General features: G+C 43.6%; 19 protein-coding genes. 11 read left to right on the top strand and 8 right to left on the bottom strand.

Going from position 1 to position 17,922, the window contains the following annotated elements:
- The first annotated feature begins 89 nt into the window (after positions 1–89).
- From hutW to LIX84_RS11995, 4 genes are all read left to right on the top strand, one after another.
- A complete protein-coding gene (gene hutW / locus LIX84_RS11980) occupies positions 90–1,460 on the top strand; it encodes a heme anaerobic degradation radical SAM methyltransferase ChuW/HutW (protein ID WP_226421393.1) in 1,371 nt (456 codons plus the stop codon).
- A 29-nt stretch (positions 1,461–1,489) separates the two neighbouring features.
- The gene (gene hutX / locus LIX84_RS11985) at positions 1,490–1,993 is read left to right on the top strand and encodes a heme utilization cystosolic carrier protein HutX (protein WP_005392516.1); all 504 of its coding nucleotides are present in this window, start codon (positions 1,490–1,492) and stop codon (positions 1,991–1,993) included.
- Between the two features lie 56 nt (positions 1,994–2,049).
- The gene (gene hutZ / locus LIX84_RS11990; RefSeq protein ID WP_226421394.1) at positions 2,050–2,580 is read left to right on the top strand and encodes a heme utilization protein HutZ; all 531 of its coding nucleotides are present in this window, start codon (positions 2,050–2,052) and stop codon (positions 2,578–2,580) included.
- A 98-nt stretch (positions 2,581–2,678) separates the two neighbouring features.
- Positions 2,679–3,215 (top strand): ATP:cob(I)alamin adenosyltransferase, encoded by a 537-nt coding sequence (locus LIX84_RS11995; protein WP_048625311.1) that lies wholly within the window; start codon positions 2,679–2,681, stop codon positions 3,213–3,215.
- 100 nt (positions 3,216–3,315) lie between these two features.
- Here the strand turns inward: LIX84_RS11995 and LIX84_RS12000 are convergent, their stop codons facing one another.
- A complete protein-coding gene (locus LIX84_RS12000) occupies positions 3,316–4,230 on the bottom strand; it encodes a chemotaxis protein (protein WP_005392519.1) in 915 nt (304 codons plus the stop codon).
- A 214-nt stretch (positions 4,231–4,444) separates the two neighbouring features.
- Between LIX84_RS12000 and ppiC the strand changes: the two genes are divergently transcribed.
- Positions 4,445–4,786 (top strand): peptidylprolyl isomerase PpiC, encoded by a 342-nt coding sequence (gene ppiC / locus LIX84_RS12005; protein ID WP_074189873.1) that lies wholly within the window; start codon positions 4,445–4,447, stop codon positions 4,784–4,786.
- Between the two features lie 124 nt (positions 4,787–4,910).
- Here the strand turns inward: ppiC and LIX84_RS12010 are convergent, their stop codons facing one another.
- From LIX84_RS12010 to rcnR, 3 genes are all read right to left on the bottom strand, one after another.
- Positions 4,911–5,339, bottom strand: a complete 429-nt coding sequence (locus LIX84_RS12010) for a hypothetical protein (RefSeq protein WP_226421395.1) — start codon at positions 5,337–5,339, stop codon at positions 4,911–4,913.
- Positions 5,336–6,262, bottom strand: coding sequence for a zinc dependent phospholipase C family protein (locus tag LIX84_RS12015; protein ID WP_226421396.1), 927 nt, complete (start codon positions 6,260–6,262; stop codon positions 5,336–5,338). Before LIX84_RS12015 ends, LIX84_RS12010 begins: the two co-directional genes overlap by 4 nt.
- A 196-nt stretch (positions 6,263–6,458) precedes the next feature.
- Positions 6,459–6,731, bottom strand: coding sequence for a Ni(II)/Co(II)-binding transcriptional repressor RcnR (rcnR, locus tag LIX84_RS12020; protein ID WP_085344497.1), 273 nt, complete (start codon positions 6,729–6,731; stop codon positions 6,459–6,461).
- Positions 6,732–6,867: 136 nt separating this feature from the next.
- Here rcnR and LIX84_RS12025 point away from each other — a divergent pair, with 136 nt between their 5' ends.
- The 3 genes from LIX84_RS12025 to LIX84_RS12035 all read left to right on the top strand — a co-directional run bounded on the left by LIX84_RS12025 (position 6,868) and on the right by LIX84_RS12035 (position 10,251).
- Complete coding sequence (locus tag LIX84_RS12025) at positions 6,868–7,944, top strand: nickel/cobalt efflux protein RcnA (RefSeq protein ID WP_047008424.1); 1,077 nt, start codon at positions 6,868–6,870, stop codon at positions 7,942–7,944.
- Between the two features lie 51 nt (positions 7,945–7,995).
- Entirely contained in the window at positions 7,996–8,346 is a 351-nt protein-coding gene (locus tag LIX84_RS12030; protein ID WP_005392525.1) for a DUF3147 family protein, read from the top strand.
- Between the two features lie 345 nt (positions 8,347–8,691).
- The gene (locus LIX84_RS12035) at positions 8,692–10,251 is read left to right on the top strand and encodes a methyl-accepting chemotaxis protein (protein WP_226421397.1); all 1,560 of its coding nucleotides are present in this window, start codon (positions 8,692–8,694) and stop codon (positions 10,249–10,251) included.
- Positions 10,252–10,382: 131 nt separating this feature from the next.
- Here LIX84_RS12035 and LIX84_RS12040 read toward each other — a convergent pair whose 3' ends face one another.
- A complete protein-coding gene (locus LIX84_RS12040) occupies positions 10,383–11,282 on the bottom strand; it encodes a LysR family transcriptional regulator (protein ID WP_182018284.1) in 900 nt (299 codons plus the stop codon).
- 142 nt (positions 11,283–11,424) lie between these two features.
- Here LIX84_RS12040 and accD point away from each other — a divergent pair, with 142 nt between their 5' ends.
- Positions 11,425–12,288 (top strand): acetyl-CoA carboxylase, carboxyltransferase subunit beta, encoded by an 864-nt coding sequence (gene accD, locus LIX84_RS12045; protein WP_047008421.1) that lies wholly within the window; start codon positions 11,425–11,427, stop codon positions 12,286–12,288.
- A 31-nt stretch (positions 12,289–12,319) separates the two neighbouring features.
- Here accD and LIX84_RS12050 read toward each other — a convergent pair whose 3' ends face one another.
- A complete protein-coding gene (locus tag LIX84_RS12050; RefSeq protein ID WP_226421398.1) occupies positions 12,320–13,297 on the bottom strand; it encodes a hypothetical protein in 978 nt (325 codons plus the stop codon).
- 447 nt (positions 13,298–13,744) lie between these two features.
- On the opposite strand from LIX84_RS12050, the gene LIX84_RS12055 reads away from it, so the two are divergent.
- Both LIX84_RS12055 and LIX84_RS12060 read left to right on the top strand, forming a co-directional pair.
- Entirely contained in the window at positions 13,745–16,171 is a 2,427-nt protein-coding gene (locus LIX84_RS12055) for a M9 family metallopeptidase (protein ID WP_226421399.1), read from the top strand.
- A gap of 285 nt (positions 16,172–16,456) precedes the next feature.
- Entirely contained in the window at positions 16,457–16,687 is a 231-nt protein-coding gene (locus LIX84_RS12060; protein WP_005375384.1) for a PAS factor family protein, read from the top strand.
- Between the two features lie 77 nt (positions 16,688–16,764).
- Here LIX84_RS12060 and LIX84_RS12065 read toward each other — a convergent pair whose 3' ends face one another.
- Both LIX84_RS12065 and LIX84_RS12070 read right to left on the bottom strand, forming a co-directional pair.
- Positions 16,765–17,142 (bottom strand): carboxymuconolactone decarboxylase family protein, encoded by a 378-nt coding sequence (locus tag LIX84_RS12065; RefSeq protein ID WP_005392532.1) that lies wholly within the window; start codon positions 17,140–17,142, stop codon positions 16,765–16,767.
- Positions 17,143–17,200: 58 nt separating this feature from the next.
- Positions 17,201–17,557: a MerR family transcriptional regulator gene (locus tag LIX84_RS12070; RefSeq protein WP_005392533.1), complete on the bottom strand. Its 357-nt coding sequence runs from the start codon at positions 17,555–17,557 to the stop codon at positions 17,201–17,203.
- Between the last annotated feature and the right edge of the window lie 365 nt (positions 17,558–17,922).

The following is a 17,922-nucleotide window of genomic DNA, read 5'->3' on the forward strand; positions in this document are numbered from 1 at the left end:
TGCATTATCATTACGCTCAAATTATGATTCTTGCAGATTTTTAAAGACGAGCCTCTACCCCTTATATGGTGGGAGCTAAGCGAGTATATATGAGCGTCGATATCGATAAATTTGACGAATCAGTGTTGGGAAGCGATAGCCCTGACCCATTGCGATTTGCCTTTGTTAAGAAACATTCGGCACACGCTGGCGGAGCGAGCGTGCCTGTACCTCCACCTCAGCAACAGGCGATTTTTTCAAGCGTTACCGCTAACTCGGTTAAAGCGACCAATAAACGTTGTCTTTATATTCACGTTCCATTTTGTCGCGTACGTTGCACCTTTTGTAACTTCTTTCAAAATGCTGCGAGCCGCGCACTGGTTGATGAGTACTTTGACGCACTGATGCAGGAGCTCAAGGAGAAAGCTGCACTGCCTTGGACACAAAACGGTATTTTCCATGCTGTGTATATTGGTGGTGGAACGCCAACGGATCTGTCTCCAGTACAGGTTCGCGTGTTAGGTCAGGCGATTCATGATCACTTTCCTTTGGCTGCGGATTGTGAAATCACCTTAGAAGGTCGCATCAACCGTTTTTCTGATGAGCTATACCAAGGCGCTCTCGACGGTGGATTTAATCGTTTCTCTTTTGGTGTGCAAAGTTTTAATACACAAGTGCGTCGCAGCGCGAAACGATTAGATGATAGAGAAGATGTGCTCAAGCGAGTTAGCGAGATTGCCAACGAAGACAAAATTCCTGTCATTATCGATTTACTCTACGGCTTGCCTTATCAAACCAAAGAAGTGCTAGAGCAAGATTTAAATGATTTTCTCTCGACTGGCGCACACGGGTTGGACTTATATCAGTTGGTAGTCGGTGGTTCAGCACCCATGCTTAACCTTGTAGAAAAAGGAAAAATCCCCCCACCAGCTACCACACCAGAAAAAGCAGGCATGTATGAGCTCGGTGTGAACTTTATGGACAAACACCATATGAAGCAACTGAGTGTGAACCATTGGGCAATCGATAACCGTGAACGTAGTTTATACAACAGTTTAGCCAAGACATATGCAGAGGTACTGCCAATTGGCTGTGGCGCTGGAGGTAATATCGGTGGTTACGGAATGATGCAACATCGCACATTGGCGACCTATATTAAAGCCATCAAAGAAGGGCAAAGCCCCATCGCTATGATGATGAAGCAAAGCCCTCTAGATCCACTATTTGCTGCACTCAAATCCGGGTTTGATCGCGGTATCGTTCAGGCAAACCAACTGCCATCGTTTATGGGGGAGGACACGTTCGGATTTTTAATGCCTCTATTTAAAGTGTGGCAGCAAAAAGGTTTAGTGGAACTGCATGAACGCAGCCTAGTTCTTACTCTTGCTGGTAGTTTCTGGGCTGTTTCATTGGCTCAAGGTTGTATTCAGGTACTTACGTCAGAGATGAACGAAACCGTACCGAAAGTATCCAATAATTAATGAAAAAATTGAAAAAAGACGGAAAACATATGGAATCAATCAAACAACAAGTTGAAGCATTACTAGAGCAAGAACCGCAATTATTGCCAGCAGCAATGGCAGAACGTCTCGGTATTTCTGAATTTGAGGTTGTTGCGGCTTTGCCGCAGGAAATGGTGGCCATCGCTCCAGGAGCGCAAGCACAAAGCATTCTAGAAGGTTTGGTTGGTTTCGGCCCGGTGACGACTATTGTTCACTCTTTTGGCTCTATTTTTGAAGTCAAAGCGCCATTCCCAAAAGGAAAAGTGGCGCGTGGCTATTACAATTTAATGGGCAGAGAAGGTGAGCTACACGGTCACTTGAAGCTAGATAATGTTAAAAATGTTGCATTGGTCAGCAAACCGTTTATGGGCAGAGAGAGTCACTATTTTGGCTTTTTCTCTGAGTGCGGAAGCAATGTTTTCAAAGTTTATTTAGGCCGTAACGAAAAGCGCGAGCTACTTGAAGATCAAGTCACGGCATTCCGCGCCCTGCAAGCCGAATTGAAAAAGTAATCACAAACATAATCGAGGCTCAACTCGAATACTAATTAGTAAAGTCAGGTATCAATATGGATCAACAAGTTAAACAAGAGCGTTTGCAAGGTCGTTTAGGGCCAGAGATCAAAGAGTTTCGTCAGGAGCGTCGTACGCTTCAGCTTGCAACTGTCGATGTAGAAGGTCGCCCTAATGTAAGCTACGCGCCTTATGTCCAAAATCAGGAAGGCTACTTCGTACTCATTTCTAAAATCGCTCGTCATGCTCGTAACCTTCTAGAAAATCCAAACGTTTCTTTGATGATGATCGAAGATGAAGAGCCTTCAAAGCAGTTGTTTGCTCGTAAGCGCTTAACTTTTGATGCTGTGGCAAATGTGGTTGAGCGTGACACGGAGATGTGGCACCAAGTTGTTGGACAAATGAAAGAGCGTTTTGGTGAGATTATTGATGGTCTCAGCCAGCTAGAGGATTTCGTGTTGTTCAACTTAAAACCAGAATCGGGGCTATTTGTTAAAGGCTTTGGTCAAGCGTATCAAGTCTCTGGCGACGATTTAGTGGACTTTGTTCACCTTCAAGAAGGTCACAAGAAAATCGAAAGTGCTTGATTGTAAACCGGTCATGTAAATATCGAGCATTCGGAATAATGAACGCATAAGGGGGAGTTAGGTTATACTGGCTCCCTTTTTTATATTGGAACAAAAGCATGAAGCCTGTGAGCAAGGAATTGAGCGAGATTTGCTATCCCTTTATTTACGAGGACAGTCCGGTTTGTGACTTTGAAATCACGGCAGATGAACTTTGTAGTCGTATTGGTTTAGTTCTCGCGATGGATCTGGACGAGTTTAGCCGCGATATACTGACAAGAATGCAGCCTAATGTTTATCACCTAAATGGTTCGGTTCGCGGAAAGCTAGCGATTACAGAAGCGGAAGTTGAAGAGCTAAAGGCAGATTATGAATTACTTAAGCAACGCATTGACGGAGGATTCAAAGGTTTCGTTCTACCCGGAGGGCACCCTGCATCCAGTCAATTGCATTTGTGCCGTTGCCAAGCTAAAAAAACGGTACGAGCATTAGTTGCGATCGAACATGCAGGTAAGAAGCAACCTGCCCCCATTCTATTTCGTTACGCGAACTTATTGGCGAATGTACTTTATAGCTTGGCTTCTTATATCAATCACATCAATCAAGTCGAAGAGACAGAGTTTGTATCTCGTAGTTACTCGATGCCAAAGAAGTGACCTGAGAAACTAGCAGCTGCGAACATCAAAGCTTCTGCGCGAAAAAATGGCCGCAAAACACCATATTCGACAATTTGTTTCTTGGCTGTTTAGTTAAGATTTAAGAAGCCATAGCTTTGGCTTCTAGTTCTTTTGCACCGCGCAGCATGGCTTCAATCAGCTCACCAGCATTGAACTTCTCAAGCGCCTCGTGTGCGCCAACTTGGTGAGCTCTGTCTACACAGATTTCGCTCGATAACGACGTATGCAAAATGCGGTATGAGTGATTAAGAGCGGAGTCATTTTGTACTTCGAATGCTAACTCGTAGCCGTCAAGCCCTGGCATCTCAATATCACTGACCAAAATATCGATTGGTCGATGAGCCTCAGCCTCGCTTTTCATCAGCTCTAATGCGTCTAAACCATTTTTACAAATTTGGTATCCGATATTGATACTATCAAGAGCATCACACAGCTGTTTACGAGCGATGGAAGAGTCATCCACCAAAAGAATGCTTAATGCTTTTAGGCGCTCACGTTCAACATCTGTCAGCATCGGGATCTTTGAGTTTTCGTATTGCGGATAAATTTTGGAAAGCAGCAGTTCTACATCCAGCATCTGAACCGTTTTGTCTTCGTAGCGAGTAATACCCGTTACGAAAATATTTTTCCCAGCGCTCGCTGGTGGGGTTTCAATGGCTTTCCAATCGCATTCAATGATCTTCTCAATACTACGAACCATAAAGGCGACCACGGTTCGCAAACAGTCTGTCACGATCAAGTAGCAATTCTTGTATTCTTCTTCACTGATAGGACGAAAGCCGACAGCCGCTGACATGTCGATCACAGGCACTGTTAAGTTACGTATTGTAACGGTGCCAATGACGTGATGATGCGAGTAAGGGATCTTCGTGGTTGGCATATACGGAACGATTTCACGGACTTTTAGCGTGCCTATCGCGAAACTCTGTTGCAGGGTGAGTTTGAACATCAACATGCCCTGAGATTGATTCGCTTTACTAACGACTTTTGCCATGAAATAACCTTATAAATACCACCGAATTGTGTCTAATCTAATCTTATCAGACGAAGGCTTCAACCATCGGAGAGACAAATGTGAGCTTTTTAGACAATCTCTTAAAGAATAGTGATTAACTGAGCAAAACTTGGTTGTATTTTAATCTTGTTATGCCGAAAGTTTTATAGTCCCATGTATTTGAGCCTTGAAGCCGCCTAGGTATAAACAAGAAATGTTTGGCGTGTTAAAAGGGATTGGGTACACTTGCGCGACCAGAATAGTGAGAGATAGATCAATGGCAAATACAGCAGCCGCATTACATATTCTTGTGAAGCACAAAGAGCAAGCAGAAGACATTATCAAGCAACTGAAAAAAGGCGCAAAGTTTCAGACACTAGCGAAGAAGTATTCCACTTGCCCGTCAGGCAAGCGCGGTGGTGATCTTGGTGAGTTCCGCCGTGGTCAAATGGTACCTCAGTTCGACAAAGTGTGCTTTTCTGGCGAGGTTCTGACGCCACATCTAGTCAAAACCAAGTTCGGCTGGCATGTTGTAAAAGTGCTTTACAGAACGTAGTGATTTCTTACAGGTAAGCTTGAGCTTTTTAAATATTACCTGTTTCTGCATATTGTGAGTAATACATGACAGGCATAAGTTAAAGCCATGTATTACTCATAAATTTCCTCTATTTTCCCTACTGTTAATCAGTACAAAGAGATGCCGCATCAAGTTTGATTTGGCATGAGTAAGGTTTTGGGGAGTCCCAATAGATCTTATCAAATTCTGAGTTGCAACCTGCATCTTCCATTAGTGCTGTATCCCCGTCACATATCAACATAACTGCATTATTACCTTGAAACTCTGAAAGAATTCGATAATTAGAAATGTTTCCATCGATAGCTAACTGTGAGAGTTTGGTGATTTGAGCTGGATTAGCTGACATCGCATTTTCGAATATTTCTTTCTCTGTTAGTCCTGCTGTGTCTCCAAACTTGAGCTCACCGTCAACAGCTTGGGCTACATCTTTTAAAATCGAGGCCATATCAAACATGACCTCTTCAGGATATTGAGAGCTGTTAGCGCAAGAAGTCAATGAGAGAAGAAGGGTGATAACGATGATTAGCTTCATAGATTTCTCCAAGCACTAAGCTGTCCGCTTTCATTTCGGCCAGTGTCTAAATTCCAATTTTCAAAAAAGCCAGTATCTTGGTTTTCATAAATGGTAGCTGCCAGCTTTTCCCAAAATATTTGGATTGTCTTAATCGCCTTATCAAAAATTTCATCGTAGTGCTTAATACCATCTGGCGTTTCTAAATCCTGAATATAAGTAGAGTCAACTTCGTTTGGAAGCGGGTAAGTTAACCCTAGTTTAGAAGCCACATGCCTCGCCCAAGGAAATAAGCGATGCGACTCCTCAGCATTGTCCACAACGGATTGAAATCCTTCGTGCCAGACGTTTACGTCAGGTTTGCATTCTTTAGCATATTCGGGATAAGTAGCTGAAAGAGCATTAGACCAAATAATACGAATAACAGGATCTATTAGGTTGTTGTTATTCTGGTCCACACAACTGCCGATGTTTTCTCTGACTCTATCTGCAAGGCCAATACTTCCGAGTTGCATCCTGGACAGCCAAATATAAGCATCTTGGTGCATTTCACAAATTCTGTGTTGCTGGGCGTTTTCTGCGTAAGGGCCCACTTTTAATTCAACAACAGGATGAAGAGTAATATCGGTTGCTACATGTGCTACAAAGCCACATAACCATGAGAAGGCTTTTTCAAAGTGTTCGTTATCTTCGGCTTTTACCTGTTGAATAAGAGCATCAATTAGCTTACCAACGTGGTTGTAATGCATTTTATCTGCCCACTTATTTTGCGCAGAACTCATTAGAGCAAGGTAAGGATAGTCGGGGCTTACACAACCGAGCTCTAAATACCGTTTATTTTGAGCTAAAGCCTTTTTTGCTTCTTGAGGTATGTTTAACTTCATCAATGCATTATTAGCAGAAGCTTCATTTACCGCTGTGATATGTGCGAAAGCACCAGGCATAGTAACCTCCATGTACAGTTTAAATGCATGGAGTTTACTATGCAGGCAATATGTTCGTTGCGACTCGAGTCTTATAAAAATAAATGTTTATGTATTGGATATCGAGCGAGGCATTTGCAAATTATCGCCTTAGGACTTGCGTTATCTATTTTAATGAAAATCGATAATGGCACTTCAAAAAATTAATGAAATCGTGTTATTTGATATAGGAGTCCAGTACTTTCAATACGACTTCCATATCTTTTTCACGTTGAGTTTTGTCTTCCTCAAGTACAACGTGCTCAAGTAAGTGGCCTTTTATCACCTCTTTCATTAAGCCATTTACAGCCCCTCGAATTGCAGCGATTTGTTGCAACACATCTTGGCACTCATGTTCTTCTTCCAGCATTTTTTTAAGACCATTCACCTGACCCTGTATTTTGCTGACACGGGTATTGAGCTTCTTTTGATCTCTAGTTGTATGCGACATGTCTTATCTTCTTTAAGTTACTGACTGCGAGATTCTAACTGATAATGTAGCACTCATCTTATACTGGGGGGTAGTATTAAATACTAGGGGGGAGTATAGTTTAGGGCAACTTTAGAAGAGCATATTGAGAATAACAATGGATTTCGTCACATTATTACAACAAGGTAACGGATGGTTTTTTATACCCAGCGCCATTTTATTAGGAGCGTTACATGGATTAGAGCCAGGACATTCAAAAACGATGATGGCCGCGTTTATTGTGGCCGTAAAAGGAACAGTGAAGCAGGCGGTGATGTTGGGGTTGGCTGCAACGCTTTCCCATACGGCGATCGTATGGATAATTGCTGCGGGTGGGATGTATATAAGTCAAAGATTTACTGCAGAAGCTGCGGAGCCATGGATGCAGCTTATCTCTGGGGTGATTATCGTTTCGACGGGTTTATGGATGTTCTGGAGAACGTGGAGTGATGAGCGAGCTTGGCACAAAGCTCATAAGCAAGCTCGAGACTGGAGAACGCAAGTTGTCGATACTGGTCATGGGCATCTATCGCTTTCTATCGTAGAAGAAGGGCATCACTGCCGTTTTCAGTTACGCACACTTAACGGTAAGCCTTTAACGGCTGAAAACGTTAAACTAGTGCTACCCAACGCAATCAGACAGCCTTCTGATATTTATCACTTTATTGAGCGCGATGGCTATTTGGAGTCCGCCTCCTGTATTGAAGCCTCTGATGATTTCTTCGTCACGTTGATGGTCGGGCACCATGATCACACCCACGATTTCGAGGTGCATTTTCATGCGGATTCCCATTCGGAAAGTGAGAATAAAGAGTACCAAGATGCTCATGAGCGTGCTCACGCTCTAGATATTCAAAAGCGCTTTGGCGATCGAGATGTTACCAATGGACAAATACTTCTGTTTGGTTTGACTGGTGGGTTAATACCATGCCCGGCGGCGGTCACTGTTTTACTCATTTGTTTGCAACTTAAGGCCATGACACTTGGTGCAACCTTGGTGGTGTCGTTCAGTATTGGTCTAGCGTTAACTTTAGTTGCGGTTGGTGTTGTCGCGGCAGTGGGCGTTCAAAAAGCAACATCGAAGTGGAGTGGTTTGAACGATGTGGCTCGTCGTGCACCTTATCTATCGGGGATCTTGATTAGCGCCGTTGGTGTATATATGGGCATGCACGGGTTTACGACGTTAATGAGCTAAGCTCTGTTGTAATTATTACGTCGCTTTTTGTTTATTAAAGGTAGCTCTTTCATGTTGTGGATGATTACTAAGTACGCGTTAACCGCAGGAATAGTGGTGCTGATATCTGAAGTTGCCAAGAGAAGTGATAAAGCGGGAGCGCTGATTGCCGCGCTCCCGACGGTCACTATTTTAGCTTTGATTTGGATGTATATTGAAGGGCAAGGTCAGGAAAAGCTCGCGAACCACGCGTTTTATACTTTTTGGTATGTACTGCCTACATTGCCGATGTTTCTAGTTTTTCCTTTCTTACTGAGCCGATATTCGTTTTGGTTCTCTTTGGGGATTTGCGCCATTATTTCAATCGTTTGTTTCTTCATTGTGACCATCGTTATCAAAGAGTTTGGAATAGAATTAACTTAATTGAGCAAAGGAGAATTGTAAGAATATAGGTCGAAGCGCTCGCTTATTTATATTTTCAAGGCTCTAACTAGAACTCTTTCTTTAACGCTCGATGCTAGTGTGGCCGCTTACTTGAAGTTAGCGATTGCTCCCTTGTCTTTCAGCCAAACCTCGTAGAAATGTGACGTTTTGAAGACTTTTCTTCCTTCATTCTAAAGTTATCGGTAATCAGGCAGATACAGTGGCTACAAAGTTACGTCTAGCTTTGCCAGACAGGCTAAAAATACAGTTTGTGTTGGTTATAAGAGGCGAAAGGCTTAACGCTCTGTCGTGAGCATCACATTGAATTGTACCGAGACAATTAAAATGAAAAGAATCATCTTATTAGCCGTTTGCGCCATGTTTGGTATTGCTGTCGTGGCAAGTATGGCATCAACGTACCTAATTTCGAGTCAGAAAATCGATGACATCATCTTAAACAAATCCCAAGTTCAAGCTGAGTTTTTAGCAGGAAATGCAAGTTATATTTTGGAGAACTCAGCCAATCCAATGCAAGACTTACAATCGCTCGTTGAGGGTTTGAAACAACGTTCAGACGTAAGCTATGCAGTCGTAATTGATCGCAATGTGACGGCGGTTGCTCACAGTGATAAGCAAAAGCTAAATAAAACCTACAATGATAACTACACCGTTGAAGGTGCAACCAAAGGTGTACAACAGTATTCAAAGTGGTATGCCGATGTCCAGAAAGTGTGGGTGTTTGATATCATGGCGCCGATCTACGTGAATGGTCAGTTGTACGGCACGTTTGATATTGGTATTCCTATTACAGAAGTAAGCCAAGCGACGAATGGAATTATTACTTCCCAACTGATTTCCATGGTGGTGATCTTCGTTCTGTGTGTTTTGGCTCTATCGCTTCTACTCAACAAGCTGATGCGACCGCTCTCTGCGCTTAAGGAGGCGTTGCAAGACATCTCGAAAGGTGACGGAGACTTAACGGTTCGTTTACCAGCAAAAGGTAATGACGAAGTCGCACAAATTTCTTCGGCGTTCAACGTGTTTGTTGGCAAGGTACATGAAATCATTACACAAGTTGTAAATACTGGTGTGGATCTGAATGGTTCCGCTGTCGCGCTGCGTGGACAATCTCAACAAGCGCTTGCAAGAGGCCAGGAGCAGAATGAGCAAACCATGCTGGTTGTCACGTCTATGAACGAAATGATCGCGACCGTCAACGAAATCGCGTCAAATGCTGCTGGTGCAGCGAGTGCTGCGAGTACGGCAAGTAATGAAACTCAAGATGGCTACAATACGCTAGAACGCACCAAGACGGCGATGACGAATCTTGAAAACGAGATGAACAGTACTTCCAATATTATCGTAAGCCTTGCGGACAACACTCAGTCGATTGGTAGTATTCTCGAAGTCATTAGAGGGATCTCTGAGCAAACGAACCTATTGGCGTTAAATGCCGCTATTGAAGCAGCGCGCGCCGGTGATGCCGGACGAGGTTTCGCCGTAGTGGCAGACGAGGTCCGTAATCTTGCAACTAAAACGGCTCAGTCCACTGATGAAATTGACAATATGATCCATCAGTTGCAAACCGAAGCCCAAAGTGCGGTTAATTCAATGAGTAATAGTAGAACCCTAATTGAAGAAGGCACTGCAGAAACGGAGCTCGCTCGACAAGCACTAGAGGCAATTGCAGATCAAGTGACCACTATTTTGGATATCAATACTCAGGTGGCAACGGCAACAGAACAGCAATCGACGGTAGCAAATGAAATTAACATGAATATGGATACCGTCAGTCACTCCGTGAAAAACGCGCTAACGGCGAGTGAGCAATTGGAAGAATCAAGTCAACAACTTGCGGAATTATCGAGAACTCTCGATCGCCACGTAGGAGCGTTTAGAATTTAAACGCCAACGGAAATCCTTTTGCAAAAGCCAGTAAATCTCGATTGCTGGCTTTTTTATTTGAGAAAATCGAATGTCGATTTGCTCTACTATGCCAGTTTTTATAGTTATTGGGATAAATGATTAGTGCTTAACTAGGCGTTAAGCTTCGCGTGTTGTTTTAAGTGCTCAACAAACATAGAGATTTTCTTGGCTAAGTGCTTTCTAGAAGAGTAAAACGCATAAAGCACTAAATCTTCAGGTTCGTATTCTAGAGGGATGACTTCAAGCTTGCCGCTCTCGATCTCATCTTTGCATGATGCTATTGGAAGTATTGCGTATCCAAGCCCTGATAACGCGCCAGATTTAGCGAGATGGCCACTGTTTACTTTGAACGAGGATTGTACTGTTTGCGTAATATGACCTCCGTCGGGATTTTTAAACACCCAGGGAGCGCCATTTACTGCAGTAAGTGTCGTGATACAGGGAACATGATTTAAATCCGTAATTTTGTAAGGGCGGCCGCACTTAATAAGCAGTTGAGGCGCAGCCAAAATAACACTGGGCCAGCGTTTGATTTCCCTTGCTACCCAATTGCTGTCAGACAAAGTCCCTCTATGAAAACTCAAAATGACATCAAAGCTATCAATAACATCATCTTTAGGGTTTAGCGTTGTATCGCAAGACAAAGAGATTGACGGGTATTGCGTGCAAAAGGTGACAACCGCTTTGGCCAGTACAGGTGTGTCTGGCATAAGAATACGTAGCTCTCCCGTTACGGTGTGCGAGTGGCGAGTCACGGTTTCTAGAGCGTTGTTGAGTTGTTCTAATAATGGACGAGTGCTGCTATAGAGTTCTTCTCCTGCCTCGGTAGGTGTCATTCGCCTTGTCGTTCTATTGAACAACCTGATGTTTAACTTTTCTTCAAGCAGGGCAATATGTCGGCTGACATTCGATGTTGGTATATTCAAACACTCAGCGGCTCGCTTAAAGCTGTTGTTTTCATACACACAGTGAAAACTTTTTAACCAGATTTGGTCGACGTTATCAAACATTCTATTGTCCCACTTTGTTGGATTATCAAGCCAGCATATTGCACTTTATCCTCAGACTGAGTTGCATACAATTTTATTTAACAGTCAGAGCGGGCAAACGATGCAGATGTCGTGCTACGAGGTGATCAATAATGAGGTACTCATGAGTTGGCTAGAAAGGTTATTTGAGAATAAGAATATAATAGGTTCGCGCAAAGCGTCTATTCCAGAGGGCGTTTGGACAAAATGCCCTGAATGTGAACAAATACTTTATCGCGCGGCATTAAAAGAGAATTTGGAAGTATGTCCTAGGTGCTCTCATCACATGAGAATGGCTGCACGTCAAAGGTTGAACACTTTTCTGGATCATGGAACACAGCAAGAGTTGGCAAGTGAGTTGGAACCGCAGGATATTTTGGGTTTTAAAGACTTAAAGCGATATAAAGAGCGAATTGCCATCGCGCAGAAAACGACTGGAGAAAAAGATGCCTTGGTTGTGATGCAGGGGAAGTTACTAGGCTTGCCTGTTGTAGCTTGTGCGTTTGAATTCTCTTTCATGGCTGGCTCGATGGGGGCGGTGGTTGGCGAGAAATTTGTCCGCGCCGTTGAAACTGCGATTAATACAAAATCTGGGCTAGTGTGTTTTTCTGCTTGCGGAGGGGCGCGCATGCAAGAGTCTTTGGTAGCACTAATGCAAATGTCAAAAACCAGCGCCGCGTTAAACCACTTATCTGAGCACAGATTACCCTATATCTCAGTATTGACGGACCAAACTTATGGTGGCGTCTCGGCGAGTTTAGCCATGTTGGGAGACATCAATATTGGTGAACCTAAAGCAAGCATTGGCTTTGCGGGACGGCGTGTTATTGAACAAACGGTACGTGAAAAGCTACCAGACGAGTTTCAAAGAAGTGAGTTTTTATTAGCACATGGTGCATTAGATATGATTGTAGACAGACGTGAAATGCGTGATCGCGTTGGCGGCTTATTGGCTAAGTTAACCAACGCGAGGGTGGTCTCAGAATAGGTGGTATTAAAGTTAGGCTTAGTACTTGCGTTTATTGAGCCGTAATCATTACAAACCGTTCATTTTGCCCCCATCTTGGTTCCGCATTCATTAGGCTGAGATCCAACGCCGTTTGATATGGGTCAACAGCAAAATGGTCGCTTACTAAACCCCAGAGCATCCAGTTGATTGCGGTTTCATTCTCGGTAAGCTCTTCGAGTGGCGCTTGGAGGAAAAAGTACTCATCTTCGCCATCGTAACCGAGCCGATCATAGATAATGTTGCGTAGCTCTCGATCCAAATCATGTTGGAGGTTGATTGAGTCGTACAGTTGCTCTTCTGTTGGGCCATTCTCATGGCGATAAACATTGCGTTTTGACTCTTTGCGTAAAGTACCTGAGCCAGTTTCAATGCTTACTTTCTTTTGCGAGTGTTGCTCAAGAACTTGAATGGTTTCATCCTCTAGTTGATCGAGTTTACTCAGCAAAATTTGATCGTTTATGTCACCAGCGGGGGAGGCCATCGTTTGGAAGGCTTTCACTCTCTCGTAGACTGCTTTCCCGTGAGGAAGGGCTGCAAAACACTGTTCTCGGAGCGCTTCATTGGCTTGCCAAATGCCCGAGTAGAGCTCGTAATCATGTGGATATGGTGGAAGATCTTCAGTATCTTCCCCTAATAATTCTCGCCAGCGCTTTTGCCACTGTTCTTCTTTTGCGTGTTTTACACGCGCGTATTGCTTAACCCAGCGGTTACGAAGTTTTACCCCAAAAATGGCAAGTCCCCATGGAGCGAGCAAATAAAAATAATAGTGAGAAGAGTTATCCCAAAAGTAACCGTAAACGTAAACACCAAAAGCAAGCACCCAAGTTCCAATAGTACAAGCAATAACCCCGGACATTATTGATGACTGGCGCTTTGTTTCTCTTAATGTATTACCTTCAGCACATAACCAAAAAATGCCGCCAAAAACAAAGGCAAACGTTGTCATGAAGTAGGCAATCCCCGCTCCCAAAAATCCCCAAAGTGACATGTATTATCCCTAGCCAAATATCTGCTTTATTCACTCATCAATGACTCGAGGAGTAAATGTGTTTGATTTGGCGGAGAATTTACCATTAATGCCAACCTTTTGATATGCACTCGATGACTTATTGGGAATGAGTCACAAATAAAAATAGATGGTATCAAGCATCAAAATTTAATTTAGAACCTTTGATTGTCGTGAACTCTATCTGGAAGAGTTAAGGGGGCGTTTAAGGGCAATTTTCCTCATAAAGTCGTTATTTAGAAAAAGGTAAATTAATGTTTTTATTGATAATTGTGAGAAATCTTGGCTTGGGATTGATCCCATAAATTTAGAGTAAAAAGCCTATTTTTGGGAGCAATTTCATAAATTTTATGACACTGATTTCACTGTTTGAGCTGTAAAGAATATAAACCCCCACTCAATGTATGTTAATAATCAATGAGTGTTGTTATGTCTCATATCCGTTTTTTCCCGCGCCATCGTTTGGCGCTTGCTTGTATGCTAGCGAGTGTGTCTAGCTTCTCTTTTGCACAAAACCAGTGCGCTGTTGCTGATTTACAACAATCGAGAGACTTGGCTGCTGCCGTTTCTGGTGCAGAGTATGATTGCTACCACGCTTGGTTTTCAGCTCCTTCCGCAACGCTGAACGATATTTACAGCGAAGCGAGCTTAAGCCGTATCCAAGTCGCGTTGGATCAAGAAATTGCCCGCTATCGTGGAGAAGCAGAGCAAGCTCGTGTTATAGAAAATCTGGGCGAGTTTATTCGTGCTGCATACTACGTTCGTTACAATGCTGGCACAGGTACACCTGAGTTTTCAGAAGCGTTGAGTCAGCGTTTTGCTCAGTCGACGAACCTATTCCTTAACAACCCTCATGCTTTGGATCAAGGCCGTGAACAAGTTGGCGCAATGAAGAGCTTGACTTTGATGGTTGATAACGTGAAGCAGTTGCCGCTGACCATGGATAGCATGATGGCCGCGTTGATGCACTTTAACCGTGAAACCGCGCAGGACACGCAATGGGTCGATGGTTTAAACAACCTGTTCCGTTCTATGGCAGGTCATGTAGCAAACGATGAGTTCTACCGCTACATGGCAAACAATACTCACCATATTGATACATTAGCGAGATTCGCATCTGATAACGCTTGGGCATTGGATACGGATGCGAGCTTTATTGTTTTCAATGCATTACGTGAAACTGGTCGTTTGCTTGCGAGCCCAGATCAGGAGACCAAACGCAAAGCCTTGGCTGTGATGCAACAAGTGATGCAGCGTTACCCACTGGGTAGTGAGCATGACAAACTGTGGCTTGCTGCCGTAGAGATGATGAGCTACTACGCACCTGAAGGTTTAAACGGTCTGGACCTAGATCAAGCGAAGCAAGATCTAGCAGCGCGCGTGATGCCAAATCGTTTTGAGTGTCAGGGACCTGCCATCATTCGCTCTGAAGATCTGACCGATGCTCAAGCTGCGAAAGCGTGTGAAGTACTGGCTGCGAAAGAAGCCGACTTCCATCAAGTGGCGAATACGGGCAATCAACCTGTCGCTGATGACTTGAATGACCGTGTTGAGGTGGCGGTGTTTGCTAGTAACGACAGCTACGTTGATTATTCTTCGTTCCTGTTTGGTAATACAACGGACAACGGTGGTCAGTACCTTGAAGGGAATCCATCAAAAGCGGACAATACCGCCCGTTTCGTGGCTTATCGCTATGCGAATGGCGAAGATTTATCGATTTTGAATCTAGAGCATGAGTACACGCACTATTTGGACGCGCGATTTAACCAGTACGGCTCATTCAGTGATAACTTAGCCCACGGTCATATCGTGTGGTGGCTGGAAGGTTTTGCTGAATACATGCATTACAAACAAGGCTACCAAGCTGCGATCGAACTGATTGCAGGCGGTAAATTGAGCCTTTCAACTGTGTTTGATACCACATATTCTCACGATACTAATCGTATCTATCGTTGGGGTTACTTGGCCGTTCGATTCATGTTAGAAAATCATCCGCAAGACGTAGAAAGCTTGTTGGCGTTGTCGCGCACTGGTCAGTTTGAACAGTGGGCGCAACAGGTGACGACATTAGGTCAACAATATGACGCAGAGTTTGAACGCTGGTTGGATACGTTAGAAGTGGAGCCAGAGCAACCAGTTACTGACCCAGAAGAGCCAATAGAACCAACAGAACCTGAAGCACAAGTGACCGAATTGACGGCGAACCAAAGCCTTCAACTCAGTGGCGAAGCATACAGTGAAAAACTGTTCTACGTTGACGTACCAGCCAACACCGTTCGCTTTAATGTATCTATTGAAGGTGCGGGGGATGCGGATCTTTACATGAGCTACAACAAAGTCGCGCATTACTATGATTTCGAAATGAGTCAATATGCTGATGGCAGCAATGAAGAGATTGTGTTTGAACCAGAGCAAGATGGTTACGTTAAAGCGGGTCGTTACTACATCAGTTTAACTGGCCGTGATAGCTATGACTCTGTGAATCTTGTGGCTGCTTTAGACGTTGAAGCGCAAACACCGCCAACACAAGTGCAAGACGATTTGGCACCAGTGGTACTAGAGTCTGGTGAAGCAAAAATGCTCACTGTGCACAAGCAGCGTTATGCGGCAGTGTATGTACCTGAAGGTGTTGAAGAGATTCGTGTATGGCTAACGGCCCACTCTCAAACTGGTAATGTCGATCTATACGCCAGCAGAGAGCATTGGCCTACGGTTGAGCAACACGAGTACGTGTCCAACTATGCAGGTAGCAACGAATACTTTGCGATTCCTGTTACTGAAGCGGGCTATGTGCACTTCTCTCTTCAAGCACCAGAACAAGGTGATGACGTTGAAATGTTAGTGCACTTCAACTAAAACATGCTCGATTAGCTGAAATCGAGATAAAAAACGTCGCTCATAGAGCGGCGTTTTTGTTTGTATCGGATGCCATTGTGATCAAACAGCGGCGAATGCCAGTTAATCGGCTGATTTATCGAGTTATCCTTTGCTCTTTTTCTAAACGGCTTTAGGTTTGTATTACAATTTACCGCGCACATAAACTTTTTTAGCGACGCGTTCTGTGACCTAGCTTCTGATTTGTGCTTTCCAAACGGATACAATATATATGCACCCCGTGCAATAAAGTGAAAAGGGAAAGACATGAAAACGCTTATTTATGAAACGTTGATTAGCCTTGCTAACCAAGAACCAGAACAACATGCAAGAATCCGACAAAATCTATATGAACAGTTGGATCTGCCGTTCGATAAGCAGCTGGCTTTGTATTCTTGTGCCCTTGGTCCTGCAAGTTCAGGCAAGTTGGAGAGTAGTCAAGGCATTAACAACGCGGTAGATTGCGCGGTTAAACTGCTTGAAACCCCTGAGCGCTAATTCACTCGTTGTTTAAATCACGGCCCGATCCCCAAGGGCCGTTTTTAATTACCTTTAAATTGATTCCAACGTCGTTATTACTCTGCTCTTTCCGCTAGCACTTCTTTGAATGCAAACATGCCGTTTAATGCCGCTGGAAACCCTGCGTAGACGGACATCTGTAAGATGACTTCTTTAATTTCAGCCTCGCTGCAGCCTACATTCAGTGCTGCATTGAGATGTACTTTCAGTTGTGGTGTACAATTCCCCATTGCCGTTAGCGCGGCGACGGTTGCGATTTCTCTCGATTTTAGGTCTAAGCCTGGGCGAGCATAAATATCGCCAAACGGATACTCAATGGTGTACTGAGCTAAATCTGGGCAAACATCTTGTAAGCTTTCGATGACGTTATGACCAGCGTCGCCATCAATGTGAGAGAGTAGTTCTAATCCTTTGTTAAAGCGTGATTGTTCCATCGATATGTTCCTAGTGAATAAATGCAAACATACCTTAATCGTTAGAGTTAACTCTAAGTCAACGAACTTTTCCGCTTTTATACAAGGCAATTTTTTCTTCTAGAGCCGTTAAGTGCTTTTGCTGCTGTTCAATGTGGAGCTTGAGGTTTTCTTGGTGTTGCTCTAGCAAGGCTTGGCGTTGTCGTACAGATTCTGAGCCGACTTCCCTTAATTTTGCATATTCCAGAATCTCTTCAAGCGGCATTGCAGTTTCTTTTAATCGCTTTACGAAGCTAATCCAGCTTAGATCTTTCGCACTATACACTCGATGCCCACTCGCGTTTCTATGGACATGTTTAAGTAAGCCAATTTTTTCATAGTATCGAAGTGTATGAGCAGACAAGCCGACGAGGCTAGAAAACTCTTTGATATTCATGATTACCCTCCAAGGTAATTCATACCAATAGGCATAAGCTAAGTTCCGCATTTTGAAGTCATTTTGGGATAGATACAAACGGTAATCTTCCATGTTTTAAGGTGGAATACGCAGAAGGGGGCTGTTTTGAATACGCGCCAAACGTGATCCACCTGCCAGTTTCACTTTATTAAAAATTAGTTACTCAATAGAGTGGTTTGGCTGTTTTTAGTCTTTGGCCTCCTTTAGGGCGTACCCGGGCATTTTCTTTTATATATTTTGAATGCGATTTTTTGCAATACAAAACAATGACTTAGTTTGTTTTATGTGCGATGTGCTTGAATGTCATCTACTCGTTTACGTCCAGAACCGTTTCTACTTGTGCA

Source organism: Vibrio sp. E14 (genome assembly GCF_020515785.1).
GTDB classification, from domain to species: Bacteria; Pseudomonadota; Gammaproteobacteria; order Enterobacterales; family Vibrionaceae; genus Vibrio; species Vibrio diabolicus.